This window comes from Klebsiella sp. (genome assembly GCF_027492335.1).
GTDB lineage: Bacteria > Pseudomonadota > Gammaproteobacteria > Enterobacterales > Enterobacteriaceae > Klebsiella > Klebsiella huaxiensis.
The window spans coordinates 149,274-164,201 of the sequence record NZ_JAPUEW010000041.1 but is presented as its reverse complement, the minus strand read 5'-3'; the positions used below and the strand labels follow the sequence as shown (position 1 = coordinate 164,201).

Annotated in this window: 16 protein-coding genes; 9 read left to right on the top strand and 7 right to left on the bottom strand. The window is 52.9% G+C overall.

Annotated features, from left to right (window positions below):
- Nucleotides 1-76 precede the first annotated feature (76 nt).
- Nucleotides 77-688 carry a membrane-bound lytic murein transglycosylase EmtA gene (emtA, locus tag QVF11_RS11600; protein WP_287857022.1) on the bottom strand — a complete coding sequence of 204 codons (612 nt, stop codon included), beginning with the start codon at nt 686-688 and terminating at the stop codon, nt 77-79.
- Between the two features lie 95 nt (nt 689-783).
- Between emtA and ldcA the strand changes: the two genes are divergently transcribed.
- Together ldcA and QVF11_RS11590 are read left to right on the top strand one after the other, a co-directional pair.
- On the top strand, nt 784-1,698 hold the full coding sequence (ldcA, locus tag QVF11_RS11595; RefSeq protein ID WP_112213339.1) for a muramoyltetrapeptide carboxypeptidase: 915 nt from the start codon (nt 784-786) through the stop codon (nt 1,696-1,698).
- A gap of 92 nt (nt 1,699-1,790) precedes the next feature.
- Nucleotides 1,791-3,524 carry a potassium/proton antiporter gene (locus QVF11_RS11590; protein WP_112213338.1) on the top strand — a complete coding sequence of 578 codons (1,734 nt, stop codon included), beginning with the start codon at nt 1,791-1,793 and terminating at the stop codon, nt 3,522-3,524.
- A 16-nt stretch (nt 3,525-3,540) separates the two neighbouring features.
- Here QVF11_RS11590 and dadX read toward each other — a convergent pair whose 3' ends face one another.
- Nucleotides 3,541-4,611: a catabolic alanine racemase DadX gene (gene dadX / locus QVF11_RS11585; protein WP_112213337.1), complete on the bottom strand. Its 1,071-nt coding sequence runs from the start codon at nt 4,609-4,611 to the stop codon at nt 3,541-3,543.
- Nucleotides 4,612-4,623: 12 nt separating this feature from the next.
- Nucleotides 4,624-5,922, bottom strand: a complete 1,299-nt coding sequence (locus QVF11_RS11580) for a D-amino acid dehydrogenase (RefSeq protein WP_287857021.1) — start codon at nt 5,920-5,922, stop codon at nt 4,624-4,626.
- A 321-nt stretch (nt 5,923-6,243) separates the two neighbouring features.
- Between QVF11_RS11580 and QVF11_RS11575 the strand changes: the two genes are divergently transcribed.
- Complete coding sequence (locus QVF11_RS11575) at nt 6,244-7,776, top strand: SpoVR family protein (protein ID WP_110274239.1); 1,533 nt, start codon at nt 6,244-6,246, stop codon at nt 7,774-7,776.
- Nucleotides 7,777-7,832: 56 nt separating this feature from the next.
- Here the strand turns inward: QVF11_RS11575 and fadR are convergent, their stop codons facing one another.
- Nucleotides 7,833-8,552: a fatty acid metabolism transcriptional regulator FadR gene (gene fadR, locus QVF11_RS11570; RefSeq protein ID WP_287857087.1), complete on the bottom strand. Its 720-nt coding sequence runs from the start codon at nt 8,550-8,552 to the stop codon at nt 7,833-7,835.
- A gap of 245 nt (nt 8,553-8,797) precedes the next feature.
- Between fadR and nhaB the strand changes: the two genes are divergently transcribed.
- The 3 genes from nhaB (at nt 8,798) to QVF11_RS11555 (ending at nt 11,472) form a co-directional block, all read left to right on the top strand.
- Complete coding sequence (gene nhaB / locus QVF11_RS11565; RefSeq protein ID WP_112213498.1) at nt 8,798-10,351, top strand: sodium/proton antiporter NhaB; 1,554 nt, start codon at nt 8,798-8,800, stop codon at nt 10,349-10,351.
- A gap of 130 nt (nt 10,352-10,481) precedes the next feature.
- Nucleotides 10,482-11,012, top strand: coding sequence for a disulfide bond formation protein DsbB (gene dsbB, locus QVF11_RS11560; protein WP_287857020.1), 531 nt, complete (start codon nt 10,482-10,484; stop codon nt 11,010-11,012).
- 115 nt (nt 11,013-11,127) lie between these two features.
- The gene (locus tag QVF11_RS11555) at nt 11,128-11,472 is read left to right on the top strand and encodes a TehB-like domain-containing protein (RefSeq protein WP_112213333.1); all 345 of its coding nucleotides are present in this window, start codon (nt 11,128-11,130) and stop codon (nt 11,470-11,472) included.
- Between the two features lie 9 nt (nt 11,473-11,481).
- Here QVF11_RS11555 and QVF11_RS11550 read toward each other — a convergent pair whose 3' ends face one another.
- From QVF11_RS11550 to QVF11_RS11540, 3 genes are all read right to left on the bottom strand, one after another.
- Nucleotides 11,482-11,928: a YcgN family cysteine cluster protein gene (locus QVF11_RS11550; protein WP_142670527.1), complete on the bottom strand. Its 447-nt coding sequence runs from the start codon at nt 11,926-11,928 to the stop codon at nt 11,482-11,484.
- A gap of 94 nt (nt 11,929-12,022) precedes the next feature.
- Complete coding sequence (locus QVF11_RS11545) at nt 12,023-12,682, bottom strand: fumarylacetoacetate hydrolase family protein (RefSeq protein ID WP_112213331.1); 660 nt, start codon at nt 12,680-12,682, stop codon at nt 12,023-12,025.
- A 17-nt stretch (nt 12,683-12,699) separates the two neighbouring features.
- On the bottom strand, nt 12,700-12,981 hold the full coding sequence (locus QVF11_RS11540; RefSeq protein ID WP_142514153.1) for a YcgL domain-containing protein: 282 nt from the start codon (nt 12,979-12,981) through the stop codon (nt 12,700-12,702).
- Between the two features lie 126 nt (nt 12,982-13,107).
- Here QVF11_RS11540 and minC point away from each other — a divergent pair, with 126 nt between their 5' ends.
- From minC to minE, 3 genes are read left to right on the top strand one after another with little or no spacing between them, the layout of a single operon-like run.
- Nucleotides 13,108-13,806, top strand: coding sequence for a septum site-determining protein MinC (gene minC, locus QVF11_RS11535; RefSeq protein ID WP_181486394.1), 699 nt, complete (start codon nt 13,108-13,110; stop codon nt 13,804-13,806).
- A 23-nt stretch (nt 13,807-13,829) separates the two neighbouring features.
- Nucleotides 13,830-14,642: a septum site-determining protein MinD gene (gene minD / locus QVF11_RS11530; RefSeq protein WP_110274247.1), complete on the top strand. Its 813-nt coding sequence runs from the start codon at nt 13,830-13,832 to the stop codon at nt 14,640-14,642.
- Between the two features lie 3 nt (nt 14,643-14,645).
- Complete coding sequence (gene minE / locus QVF11_RS11525) at nt 14,646-14,915, top strand: cell division topological specificity factor MinE (protein ID WP_004103270.1); 270 nt, start codon at nt 14,646-14,648, stop codon at nt 14,913-14,915.
- Nucleotides 14,916-14,928: the final 13 nt, after the last annotated feature.

Below are 14,928 nucleotides of genomic sequence, written 5' to 3'. Positions count from 1 at the left end.
TCGCTTCGCACAGAGGATTAGGTTGCCTGAAGCGTTTACCCCGCAGGACGCAATACCTGCGGGGTGAGAGGATGTATTACATCGCATCCAGCGCTTTCTGTAGCTTCCAGATATAGCGCGGAGCCTGCGGGGCCGGGTGCTTCTTCACTACGTGCTCAAAGAAGTCATCAGCGTCCATATCGTTAATCTCTTCAATCGCATCCTGTCGATTAGACGAGAATGTCCTTAACAGCGCGCCCGCGCCGTTGGCGTAGGAGACCACCACCGCATAGCGCATTACCTGCGGGTCCTTAATACCGGCCAGCGGACCGTTTTCAAGGATGCTCAGATAGGCGGCTCCCATGGAAATATTGCGTTCAGGATTTTTCAGCTCGCTCACCGAAGGATCGCCGCTCCAGCCCATGCGCCGGTAGACGTCGCGACCGGATGTCGAAGGTTTAAGTTGCATCAGGCCAACCGCACCGGATTTACTGATAACCGTCGGGTTGCCACCGGATTCAATGGCGATGATTGCGGTAATCAGTTGCGGGTCAACACCCCACGCCGCACCGGCTTTTTCACTGATTGGCATCCACTGCATCGCCCGCTTAACCGGGACTTCCGCGTTCCACGGCGGATTACGATAATCATGTTTCGAGCTACAACCGGCCAACAAGACCACTAAAAAAACACACCATCTTAATTTCACACATCTATCCTTATTGGCTGAAGTTTGCCGCCTGAAGATGACAATAAACGCTCCAGGCGGCATGATAACCCTTTCATTCTTAGCAAGGAATTGTCATGTCTCAGTTTTATCTCATCGCCCCTTCCGGTTATTGCATCAACCAGGAGGCGGCGAACCGCGGCGTTCAACGTCTGCAGGAGGCCGGACATCAGGTCATGCACGAAGAGGTTATCCCTCGCCGGGCGCTGCGTTTCGCCGGAACTGAGAGTGAACGCCTTGCCGATATCAACCAGCTCGCCTCTCTTGACGGCAAAAACCGCATCGTGCTGGCGGTACGCGGTGGCTACGGCGCGACTCGTCTGCTGCCGCACATTGACTGGCCGGCGCTGGTCGCTCGCCAGCTGCAGGATCCTCTACTTATTTGCGGCCATAGCGATTTCACCGCCATTCAAATGGGCCTGCTGGCAAAGGGTAGCATAATCACTTTTAGCGGCCCGATGCTGGCCGGAAACTTTGGCGCTGAAACGCTTAATGAATTTACCGATCATCATTTCTGGCAGGCGTTGCATAATCCGGCGTTTACTCTCGAATGGCACGGAGACGGGCCGAGCTGTCGCGCCGACGGCACCCTGTGGGGCGGTAATCTGGCGATGCTGACCTCGCTTATCGGTACGCCGTGGCTACCGCAAATTAGCGACGGCATTCTGGTCCTGGAGGACATTAACGAGCATCCGTTCCGCGTCGAACGAATGCTGTTGCAGTTGCTCAATAGCGGCATTCTGGCGCGCCAGCGGGCGATTATTCTCGGCAGTTTTACCGAAGCTAATACCAATGACTACGACGCCGGATATGACCTGCCGATGGTATACGACTACCTTCGCGCGCAGCTTAACATCCCTGTAATCAGCGGTCTGGATTTCGGCCATGAACAGCGTACCGTGACCCTACCGCTTGGTGCGCGGGCGCTGTTAGTGAACAACGCGTCCATCACCACGTTAACCATTAGCGGGCATCCAGTGCTGGTCGAATAAAAATTCCTCTAACGCATATCCTGACAAGCGTCGGATTGTTAAAATGGTGTAGTTTTTAATTAATCTTCACGCCAGTAAGGAGTACGTCAACATTGGACGCCGCTGCGGTCATTAGTCTGTTTATTCTGGGTTCTGTTTTAGTAACCTGTAGCATCTTATTAAGTTCCTTTTCCTCACGCCTCGGCATCCCCATTCTGGTTATCTTCTTAGCTATTGGGATGCTGGCAGGCGTTGACGGTATCGGCGGCATCCCGTTTGACAACTATCCTTTCGCCTATATGGTGAGCAACCTGGCGCTGGCGGTGATTCTGCTGGATGGCGGGATGCGCACCCAGGCCAGCTCCTTTCGCGTCGCGCTGTGGCCCGCGCTTTCGCTCGCCACGGTGGGGGTATTGATAACCTCCGCCCTGACCGGTCTGATGGCAGCCTGGCTATTCAACCTCAATCTGATTGAGGGAATGCTGATCGGCGCAATCGTCGGCTCCACCGATGCGGCTGCGGTATTCTCGCTGCTTGGTGGCAAAGGCCTGAACGAACGTGTCGGCTCCACGCTGGAGATAGAGTCCGGCAGCAACGATCCGATGGCGGTGTTCCTGACCATTACTCTTATCGAAATGATTCAGCAGCACGAAACCGGCCTGAGCTGGATATTCGTGGTGCATATCGTGCAGCAGTTCGGACTGGGCATTGCCATTGGTCTCGGCGGTGGCTATCTGCTGCTACAGATGATAAACCGCATTGTGCTGCCTACCGGTCTTTACCCTCTGCTGGCGCTGAGCGGCGGGATCATGATTTTTGCCGCGACCACCTCGCTGGACGGCAGCGGCATCCTCGCAGTGTATCTGTGCGGCTTCCTGCTGGGCAACCGACCGATTCGTAACCGCCACGGCATTCTGCAAAACTTTGATGGCCTGGCGTGGCTGGCGCAAATCGCCATGTTCCTTGTGCTCGGTCTGCTGGTGACGCCGTCCGACCTCTGGCCTATTGCCATCCCGGCGCTGATCCTGTCGATGTGGATGATTTTTATCGCTCGACCGCTGTCGGTGTTTGCCGGCCTGCTGCCATTTCGCGGTTTTAATCTGCGCGAGCGCATTTTCATCAGCTGGGTCGGCCTGCGTGGCGCGGTGCCGATTATTCTCGCCGTCTTCCCGATGATGGCAGGACTGGAGAACGCGCGCTTGTTCTTCAACGTGGCCTTCTTCGTGGTGTTGGTATCGCTGCTGTTGCAGGGAACATCGCTATCGTGGGCGGCGAAAAAGGCCAAAGTGGTGGTGCCACCGATTGGTTCGCCTATCTCCCGCGTCGGGCTGGATATTCACCCGGAGAATCCGTGGGAACAGTTCGTCTATCAGCTCAGCGCTGAGAAGTGGTGCATTGGTGCGGCCTTGCGCGATCTGCACATGCCACCAGAAACGCGCATTGCGGCATTGTTTCGCGATAACGTTCTGCTGCACCCCACCGGCAGCACGCGCCTGCTGGAAGGCGACATTCTCTGCGTAATCGGTCGCGAGCGCGATCTACCCGCACTGGGTAAAATGTTTAGCCAGTCACCGCCGGTGGCGCTCGATCAGCGTTTCTTCGGCGATTTCATTCTTGATGCCAACGCGAAGTTCGCCGATGTGGCGCAGATTTACGGCATTGACGGCGGAGAAGAGTTCCGCGACCAGCAGCAGTCGCTAGGCGACGTTGTCCAGCATCTATTAGGCGCAGCACCGGTTGTCGGCGATCAGGTGGAGTTTGCCGGGATGGTGTGGACGGTGGCGGAAAAAGAGGAAGATCACGTCCTGAGAGTCGGCGTTCGGATGGCAGAAGATGAAGCGGAGTGATCCGCCTCACATTAAGTTACAGCGTCACAACCGGCACTCGCGGCGCAAGAGCGCACATGAGTTCATAACCGACGGTGCCGCTGCTCGCAGCGACATCGTCAATTTTAATCTCTTTACCCCATAGTTCGACCGGTGTGCCAATCCCCGCCTGCGGGCAAGGGGTTAAATCCACCGCCAGCATATCCATCGATATTCGCCCTACCGTCGTCGTGCGTATGCCGTCAACCAGCACTGGCGTACCGCTCGGCGCCAAGCGGGGATAACCATCGGCATATCCGCAGGCCACGATGCCAATTCGCTGCTCCTGCGTAGTCCTGTAAATGCCGCCATATCCCACCGCTTCACCGGGTTTCAGATTCTGCACGCCGATAATCTCGCTGCTTAACGTCATCACCGGCTTCAGCCCGGTATTAGCCACATCCTGCCACAGACCGGAAGGCGAAGCGCCATAGAGTACAATCCCCGGTCTGACCCAGTTAAAATGCGACTCCGGATGCCACAGGGTTGCCGCTGAGTTAGCCAGCGATCGCGGGCAATCCAGCCCTTCGGCAGCCTGCTCAATGCGCCGCATCGGCTCCACAATTCCATGCGGATTTTCCGCTTCGGCAAAGTGCGACATCAGCGTCATTTCACTGACGTTAGCGAGCGCTCGTAGCTGCTGCCAGACGATTTGCAGACGGTCCGGCATAAAGCCCAGCCGATTCATCCCGCTATTAACCTTGACGTAAATATCAAGCGGCGCGTGGAGTTTTGCTTGCTGTAGCGCTTTTATTTGCCAGTTACTGTGCACACTGGTCGTCAGGCGGTATTTATCAAACAGCGCCAGTTCATCAGCATGGAAGAAACCCTCCAGCATCAGTATCGGCCCTTTCCAGCCCAGTTCACGCAGCAGGATCGCCTCTTCCAGATTTAACATGGCGAAACCGTCTGCCGCGCTTAGCGCATTCCAGACCCTCGCCAGACCGTGGCCATATGCATTAGCTTTAACGACCGCCCACAGGCGCGAGTCGGGTGCCGCGCGGCGAACAATTTGCTGATTTTGTCGTAAGGCTGACATATCAATGCTGGCCTTGACTGGACGGGACATGAAAGCTCCTTGTTAATTGTGAACACCGTGCAGATGTTGAGCGCGAGTCGGGATAAAACCACGGCCGTAGCGGGCAACGGCAAGATCATCATACGGGATCGCCGGAGTACGCCCGGAAATCAGATCGCTAATCAACTGTCCGGAACCGCAAGCCATCGTCCAGCCCAAAGTACCGTGCCCGGTGTTCAACCACAGATTTTTATACGCTGTGCGGCCGACCACTGGCGTACCATCTGGGGTCATTGGGCGCAGCCCAGTCCAGAATGCCGCTTGTTCAATGTGTCCACCGCGTGGGAACAGATCGCGTACCACCATCTCCAGCGTTTCACGCCTGGGCTGCAACAGTTCTTTATTAAAACCGACAATCTCCGCCATCCCGCCGACGCGAATTCGATTATCGAAGCGGGTGATGGCGATTTTGTAAGTTTCATCAAGGATAGTCGATACCGGCGCGCCGTCTTCATGGGCAATCGGAATCGTTAGTGAATAGCCTTTCAGCGGATAAACCGGAATATCCACCAGCCCTTTCAGCATCGCCGTTGAATATGAACCCATAGCCATGACGTAAGCGTCAGCTTTGATGATTTCAGCTCCGCACTTCACGCCGGAGATCTGCTCACCTTCATATAGCAGCGCATTCACTGAAGTATTAAAGCGGAAAGTCACCCCGGCCTGTTCCGCCATCGCCGCAAGACGAGTGGTGAAAAGCTGGCAATCACCGGTTTCATCATTGGGCAAACGCAGGCCACCGGTCAGCTTGTGGCTCACTTCAGCCAGTGCCGGTTCAACTTCCAGCAGTCGATTCGCTTCCAGCAGTTGATAAGGCACCCCCGCATCCTGCAGTACCGCGATATCACGGGTGGCATTTTCGAACTGTTTGTCGGTACGAAAAAGCTGGAGAGTGCCGCCCTGACGGCCTTCATACTGGATTCCGGTGCTTTCGCGCAGCGCTTTCAGGCAGTCGCGACTATATTCCGCCAGCCGTACCATGCGCCCTTTATTTTCCATGTAGTGGCGAGTGTCACAGTTGCGCAGCATCTGCCACATCCATTTCAGCTGGAACTGGGTGCCATCCAGACCGATGGCCAGAGGGGCATGTTTCTGGAACATCCATTTAATCGCCTTCAGCGGCACGCCTGGTGCCGCCCACGGTGCGGCATAGCCCGGAGAGATCTGTCCGGCGTTAGCAGCACTGGTCTCTTCAGCGGGACCCGGTTGGCGGTCGATAACCGTTACCTGATGTCCTGCCTGGCTTAAATACCATGCACTCGCGACCCCAACCACCCCACTTCCCAGTATGACGATTCGCATAGCGACTCCGTAATAGTTAAAGAACAATCATCTGATTACAAATTGATAACTCAGATGAAAATATTATTCAACATACGCTTTATTTATGGTGACTTATCTCACACGACACCGCATGATACCTGACACCAATGTTTTACTATCTCCTGCTACGCTTCATTTTTCAGCAGAATAAAGTTCTGATTAAAGGGATGAATATCGCCTTTAAGATTGTGAAATCGCGAAGAAAAGAAATTGCTGGCGGACGCAGTTTGTAGCACCGTGTTCTATGCTTGTTATGAGGTTTTCCGTACAGAGAGAACCATCAACAACGAGGGCGCGCTAATGGCTACGATTGATTCCATGAACAAGGACACAACCCGTTTAAGCGATGGACCCGACTGGACTTTTGAGCTGCTGGAGACCTATCTGGCAGAAGTCGATCGGGTAGCGAAGCTGTATCGTCTTGACACCTATCCGCACCAAATCGAAGTCATTACTTCCGAGCAGATGATGGATGCTTACTCCAGCGTCGGCATGCCGATTAACTACCCGCACTGGTCGTTCGGTAAAAAATTCATCGAGACCGAGCAAGCCTACAAACATGGTCAGCAAGGTCTGGCCTATGAAATCGTCATTAACTCCAACCCCTGCATCGCGTATTTGATGGAAGAGAACACCATTACCATGCAGGCACTGGTGATGGCGCACGCCTGTTACGGACATAACTCGTTCTTCAAAAACAACTATCTATTCCGCAGTTGGACCGATGCCAGCTCGATCATTGACTATCTGATCTTTGCGCGTAAATACATCACAGAATGTGAAGAGCGCTACGGCGTTGATGAAGTCGAAAAGCTGCTCGACTCCTGTCATGCGTTAATGAACTATGGCGTTGACCGCTACAAACGCCCACAGAAAATCTCCCTCCAGGAGGAGAAGGCTCGGCAGAAAAGCCGTGAGGAGTATCTGCAGAGTCAGGTGAATATGCTGTGGCGCACCCTGCCGAAGCGCGAAGAGGAAAAAACCATTGAAGCCGCGCGCCGCTATCCTTCCGAGCCACAGGAAAACCTGCTCTATTTCATGGAGAAAAACGCGCCGCTGCTGGAACCGTGGCAACGTGAAATTCTGCGCATCGTGCGCAAAGTCAGCCAGTACTTTTATCCGCAGAAGCAGACGCAAGTCATGAACGAAGGCTGGGCAACGTTCTGGCACTATACCATCCTTAATCATCTTTATGATGAAGGAAAAGTGACGGAGCGCTTTATGCTGGAGTTTCTGCACAGCCACACCAATGTCGTGTTCCAGCCGCCTTACAATAGCCAGTGGTACAGCGGGATTAACCCGTATGCGCTGGGTTTTGCGATGTTCCAGGATATTAAACGTATTTGTCAGTCGCCGACGGAAGAGGATAAATATTGGTTCCCGGATATTGCCGGTTCCGATTGGTTAGAAACCCTGCACTTTGCGATGCGCGATTTCAAGGATGAGAGTTTTATTAGTCAGTTCTTATCGCCGAAAATCATGCGTGATTTCCGCTTCTTTACCGTGCTGGATGATGATCACAATAACTACCTGGAAATTTCAGCCATTCATAATGAAGAGGGTTATCGTGAGATTCGCGCGAAGCTTTCAGCACAGTACAACCTGAGCAACCTTGAGCCGAATATTCAGGTGTGGAACGTCGATCTGCGCGGCGACCGCTCGTTAACTCTGCGCTATGTGCCGCATAACCGCGTGCCGCTGGATAAAGGACGCCGTGAGGTCCTCAAGCATGTGCACCGGCTGTGGGGATTTGACGTTCTGCTGGAACAACAAAATGCCGATGGCAGCGTTGAATTGCTCGAACGCACTCCGCCGCGGCAAAATCCGCTATAACCTTGAAAGCAAAACGCCCGGTTTCTCGCCGGGCGTTTTTTATCATATGGTCTTGCTTAACGCATATTCATGGCTAAGTCGCCCGGCAGGTTTTTCTGCATACGGTGCCAAATCTCACCGCTGTCATGCCCGTAGCGACGCACGATTTCATAAACCTGTTCATGTCGGCCCTCTTCACACACCTTTGCCAACTGGTGATAGAAGCCAAGCGCCAGGCTACGCGCTTCTGGATTAGCAAAGTAATGGCGGCCAATTCGGGTATACAACCCCTTCATCCCATTGATAATCAGGCCATAAATCGGGTTGCCTGAAGCAAAAGCCAAACCGCGGAAAACATTGTAATCCAGCTCAGCAAAGGCATCGGCATGATCTTCGATTTCGCGCGCCCGAGCCAGCACTTCCAGCGCTTTGTCCGGATGTTGACGGAAAGCGGTACGAATGAAGATAGTTGAAATATTGGTGCGAACCGACAGCAGATTATCAATCAGCTGCGGCACGCTGTCATGATCGAGGCGCGCCAGAGTTTCAAGAATATTAAGCCCTGAAGTTTCCCAGAAATTATTCACCTTCGTAGGTTTGCCATGCTGAATGGTCAACCAGCCATCGCGTGCCAGACGTTGCAACACTTCACGTAAGGTTGTACGGGTCACACCAATCAGTTCAGAAAGTTCACGTTCGGCGGGAAGGATCGTGCCGGGAGGAAAACGGTTATTCCAGATACTTTCAATGATGTACTCTTCAGCGAAACCCGCCGGGCTTTGCGCCTTAATGACCATAATAAGATTTCCATTACACAGCGTTGCAATTGGACTCATCATACCAGAGCCTCTATAGAGCAGATAGCGCCAGAAAGTAATTAAAAAGGGATCGCCGTTTCATTTTCGACTTTTCATTTCACACTTTCTCTATTCTAAAGAACGTGATGCGAAGAAAGTTGCATCCCGTTTTGCGCAACTGGTAATCTTGCGAATAGTCACGTATAAAATCATGTTTCAAATTTGGCGGAGAAAGGATGTCTGTCGTGGAAATGTCTTATGGTCGCGCACTATGGCGTAATTTTCTTGGTCAGTCCCCGGACTGGTATAAGCTCACCCTCATTATTTTCTTAATTGTTAATCCGTTAGTGTTTTTTCTTCATCCATTTATTGCCGGATGGTTGCTGGTTATCGAGTTTATCTTCACTCTGGCGATGGCTCTCAAATGTTATCCGCTGCTGCCGGGCGGCCTGTTGGCCATTGAAGCCGTAGTTATTGGTATGACCAGTCCGGGACATATCAGGGAAGAAATTGCCAGCAATCTTGAGGTTCTGCTGCTGTTGATGTTTATGGTGGCAGGGATCTACTTCATGAAACAGCTGCTGCTGTTCATCTTTACCCGTTTGCTATTAGGTATTCGCAGCAAAATGCTGCTGTCGCTGGCGTTTTGCGTCGCATCCGCCTTCCTTTCCGCCTTTCTGGACGCGTTGACCGTTGTGGCGGTGGTGATTAGCGTCGCCGTTGGCTTTTATGGTATTTACCATAAGGTTGCTTCGGCGCGGCCGGACGATGACGATCTACTCGACGATAGCCATATCGATCAGCACTATCGCGATGTGCTGGAGCAATTTCGCGGCTTTTTGCGCAGCCTGATGATGCATGCCGGCATCGGCACCGCGCTGGGTGGCGTCATGACCATGGTCGGCGAGCCGCAAAACCTGATTATTGCTAAGGCTGCTGGTTGGCATTTTGGTGAGTTTTTCTTGCGTATGATTCCGGTCACGCTGCCGGTATTCGTGTGCGGCCTGGTTACCTGTCTACTGCTGGAGAAGTTCCGTATCTTTGGCTATGGCGAACCGCTGCCGCCCACCGTGCGTAAAGTGCTGCAAGATTTCGACGATCGCAGCCGCCAGACTCGTAGTCGTCAGGATCGCCTGCGTCTTATCGCTCAGGGTATTATTGGCGTCTGGCTTATCGCAGCGCTGGCGCTGCACCTTGCTGAAGTTGGCCTGATTGGCCTCTCGGTGATCATTCTGGCTACCACCTTCTCCGGGATAACCGATGAACACGCTATCGGCAAAGCGTTTACCGAGGCCCTGCCGTTTACCGCACTGCTGACGGTCTTTTTCGCCATAGTGGCAGTGATTATCGATCAGCACCTGTTTGCCCCAGTGATTGAATTTGTCCTGCAGGCTTCGCCGCACGCCCAGCTGTCGCTGTTTTATCTGTTTAACGGTCTGCTGTCGTCGATTTCCGATAACGTGTTTGTTGGCACGGTCTACATCAATGAAGTGAAGGCCGCCCTGGAACAAGGCACCATCAGCATCCAACAGTTTGAACTGCTGGCGGTGGCGATTAATACCGGAACCAATCTGCCATCCGTTGCCACACCAAACGGTCAGGCGGCATTCCTGTTCCTGCTCACTTCTGCCCTGGCCCCGCTGATTCGCCTCTCCTATGGTCGAATGGTGTGGATGGCGCTGCCCTATACCATCGTCCTGGCCCTGGTGGGTCTGGCATGCGTTGAGTTTACCTTAATGCCGGCCACCCAGTGGATGCTTGATCAAGGCTGGCTGATTACGCCGCAGTTGCTTAAATAAAAACGGGAGTACCCAGACGGCAAGTTTGGGTGCTCCATATTCGTTTACGTAATATTTTCCGACTAGCTGCTGGCGTCGCTTCGGTTTTCGTTTACACTGCCATGATTTAGCATGTTCCAGGGAAATGATTATGTTGCGATTTTTAAACCAGTGCTCAAGGGGACGCGGTGCCTGGCTCCTGATGGCGCTAACCGCGTTTATTCTTGAATTGGTTGCATTGTGGTTCCAGCACGTGATGTTGCTACAACCGTGCGTGCTGTGTATTTACGAACGCAGTGCGTTGTTCGGTGTGATGGGTGCTGGTATTATCGGCGCCATTGCCCCGAAATCACCGCTGCGCTATATAGCGATAGTTATCTGGCTCTACAGCGCCTTACGCGGGCTACAGCTGGCATGGGAGCACACCATGATTCAGCTTCACCCTTCCCCCTTCCAGACCTGCGATTTTGCCGCGCGCTTCCCAACCTGGCTGCCGCTGGATAAATGGCTGCCTCAGGTATTCGTCGCTACCGGCGACTGTTCCGTGCGCCAGTGGGAGTTCCTGACGCTGGAAATGCCGCAGTGGCTGGTTGGGATCTTTGCCGCCTATCTGGTTATCGGCGTACTGGTGCTTATCGCTCAGCCGTTCAAGCCGAAAAAGCGCGATCTCTTCGGCCGCTAAAACCAGTTACAACTAAGGCGCTCCTTCGGGAGCGTTTTTTTGCCTGCGAGTTGACGTCAGCCCCTTAAAGTCGCATATTAAATGCAACTTATTCGTATTCACTAAGGAGCTCATGATGTCTCATCTGCGTATTCCCGCTAACTGGAAAGTAAAACGCTCCACCCCGTTCTTTACCAAACAAAACGTTCCTGCCGCTCTGCTGACGCACCACAACACCGCTGCGGGTGTTTTCGGTCAACTTTGCGTGATGGAGGGGACGGTAACCTATTACGGTTTCGCCGATGAGCAGGCGACGGAACCAGAGGCGAAGGTGATCATCAATGCCGGTCAGTTCGCCACCAGCCCACCACAATACTGGCATCGCATCGAGCTAAGCGATGATGCACAGTTCAATATTAACTTCTGGGTCGAAGACGATACCGACGGTGAAAGCGGGCTATTCCACGCCAGGAAAAATTAACTGAGCGCCTTACTGCGCCCAATCCGGTTTATTTAAGATGTGATCTTGCCAGTCCACTACGTTGGACTCTTTAACGGCGATATGGCGAACGGAGATACGTTCGCCATGCATCGCGGCCTTCGAGCCGGTCAACAACGGGTGCCAATGCGGCAGCGGTTTACCTTCAGCCAGTAAGCGATAAGCACAGCTCGGCGGCAGCCATTCAAACGTCGGTAAATTGTCACGGGTTAGCTTAATGCAGTCCGGTTCATATTCGAAGCGGCGCTCGTAGTTGCGGCACTGACAGGTTTTGATATTAAGCTGACGGCAGGCGACGTTAGTAAAGTAGATTTCGTCGGTATCCTCATCCATCAGCTTATGCAGGCAGCACTGTCCGCAGCCGTCACACAGTGATTCCCACTCCGCGTCGGTCATTTCATCCAGTGTTTTTTGTTGCCAGAAAGGTTGTTCGCTCATTGGGATGTCCGTCATTGCAATTCAGGGTGCACCTTATAACCAGTCTGGCACGCCGATGCAAGTTTTGCCGCCCGGAGAAGGCGGCAAGAGGACGTTACAGCACGCGGGTGGTCAACAATAATCCGTTGAAACCCACTTCCAGTTCGTCGCCGCTGCTTAGCGGACCTACGCCTTCCGGCGTGCCGGTCAGCACCACATCACCCGCCTTCAGAGTGAAGAAGCGCGACATGTAGGCAATCAGCGGCACAATTTTATGGATCATGTCAGCGGTAGTGCCCTGCTGGCGCACATCACCATTAATCTTCAGGCTCAACGGCGTGTTTTGCGCGTCGCCGTGAAATTCTGCCGCAGGAACAAATCCGGAGATTGGACAGGAGTTATCAAAACCCTTCGCCTTTTCCCACGGCTGACCGGCTTTTTTCAATTTACCCTGCAGGTCACGCAGAGTCAGATCCAGCGCCACGCCATAACCCGCGATGGCTTTTAGCACATGATCTTCGGTTGCCTGACGCAGCGTGCCGCCAATCAGCACCGCCAATTCGATTTCATGATGTACCGAACCCAATCCTTCAGGAAGCACCAACGGCTGGCGGATATCGCATAGCGCCGTTTCAGGTTTAATAAACAGCACCGGCTCGTCCGGCGTTGCACTGCCCATCTCCTTAATGTGGTTGGCATAGTTGCTGCCCACGCAAACCACTTTACTCACCGGATAATCCAGTAACGCGCCCTGCCAGTTATGATGTTGGTACATTTTTATCCCTCTATGGGTTAATCAGATTTATTCCCCTGTTCCGCCAGGTGTTTCTTGAGTAAATTTTCAGTCGGAGGGGGAAGTTGCAGGTAATAGCCTTGTTCGATCAGGGCCTGTTTCACCTTATCCAGGTCGGCGTGAATGGTTTTTTTCCGCCCATCAAGCGGCAGAATCATTGCCAATTTTGGTGTACCGAAGCCTTGCATTAATTCGTCGGGAACGCGGGAGAAATCGTCCCTTTTTTCGACATATAAATAGGTTTGCTCACGTTTAGTACTTCGATAGATCACACAAAACATAGTTTTACTCGGAATTAGACCTGTGGTCACTTGCCTCAATATATGAGTGACTATAACATGCCTTTTAGTCTTCGGAATATCACCGCACTTCGGCGGGTGATAAACAGCAAATTGAGTAAGGCCAGGATGTCAAATACGCCAATCGAACTTAAGGGCAGTAGCTTCACCTTATCTGTGGTTCATTTGCACGATGCAAATCCCGAGGTTATTCGTCAGGCGTTAGAAGACAAAATCGCCCAGGCTCCCGCCTTTTTACGTCATGCTCCGGTGGTTGTGAATATTAGCAGCATTGAAGATGCCGTCGACTGGCGCGCTCTTCATGAAGCGATTGCGGTCACCGGTTTGCGTATTATGGGTGTGAGCGGGTGTAAACTTCCTCGCCTGAAAACGGAAATTGACCGCGCCGGGATCCCTTTATTAACCGAAGGGAAAGAAAAAATAACCCGTCAGGCTGCGCCAGAGCCTGTCGCCCCGCCGCCTGTTGTTAATCAGATCACAAAAACGCGTTTGATTGATCAGCCGGTACGTTCCGGTCAGCGCATTTATGCGCCACACTGTGATCTAATTGTTACAAACCATGTGAGTGCCGGAGCGGAACTTATCGCCGATGGTAATATTCATGTCTATGGCATGATGCGGGGACGGGCGCTTGCCGGGGCTGGCGGCGACAGAGATGCCCAAATATTTTGCACTAACCTCTCGGCGGAACTGGTGTCCATCGCGGGGGAATACTGGCTGAGTGATAACATTCCGGCCGAATTTTATGGCAAAGCGGCGCGCCTGCGTTTGGGCGGCAGCGCTTTGACAATTCAATCGTTGAATTAATCCCTTTTTAACAAGGAATTTCTATGGCACGCATTATTGTTGTGACTTCGGGTAAAGGAGGCGTTGGCAAGACCACCTCCAGCGCGGCCATCGCTACTGGTTTGGCGCAGAAGGGAAAGAAAACGGTCGTTATCGACTTCGATATTGGCCTGCGTAACCTTGACCTGATTATGGGCTGCGAGCGCCGGGTCGTTTATGACTTCGTTAACGTCATCCAGGGTGATGCCACGTTGAACCAGGCGCTCATCAAAGATAAGCGCACTGAGAATCTCTTTATCCTCCCGGCTTCCCAGACGCGTGATAAAGACGCGCTGACACGCGAAGGCGTGGATAAAGTTCTCGAAGAACTGAAAAAGATGGAATTCGATTTTGTCGTCTGTGATTCCCCAGCAGGCATCGAAACCGGTGCACTGATGGCGCTCTACTTTGCTGATGAAGCCATCATCACCACCAACCCGGAAGTCTCCTCCGTTCGTGACTCCGACCGTATCCTCGGTATTCTGGCCTCCAAATCCCGCCGGGCAGAAAGAGGCGAAGATCCGATTAAAGAGCATCTGCTGCTGACGCGTTACAACCCAGGCCGCGTTAACAAAGGCGACATGTTGAGCATGGAAGACGTGCTGGAAATTCTGCGCATCAATCTGGTGGGCGTGATTCCAGAAGATCAGTCCGTACTGCGCGCATCTAACCAGGGTGAACCGGTTATTCTGGATGATGCTTCAGATGCGGGTAAAGCCTATGCCGATACGGTTGAACGTCTGCTCGGAGAAGAACGTCCTTTCCGCTTCATTGAAGAAGAGAAGAAAGGTTTCCTCAAACGCCTGTTCGGAGGATAAATTATGGCATTACTCGACTTTTTTCTCTCGCGGAAAAAGAACACGGCCAATATTGCGAAAGAGCGCCTGCAGATCATCGTTGCAGAGCGTCGTCGCGGCGATGCCGAACCGCATTATCTGCCGCAGCTGCGCAAAGATATTCTGGAAGTGATTTGTAAATACGTGCAGATCGACCCGGAAATGGTCAGCGTACAGTTGGAGCAGAGAGACGGTGATATTTCGATTCTGGAGTTGAACGTGACTCTGCCGGAAACCGAAGAGTCGAAACCCTGACCCTTTAGCACCC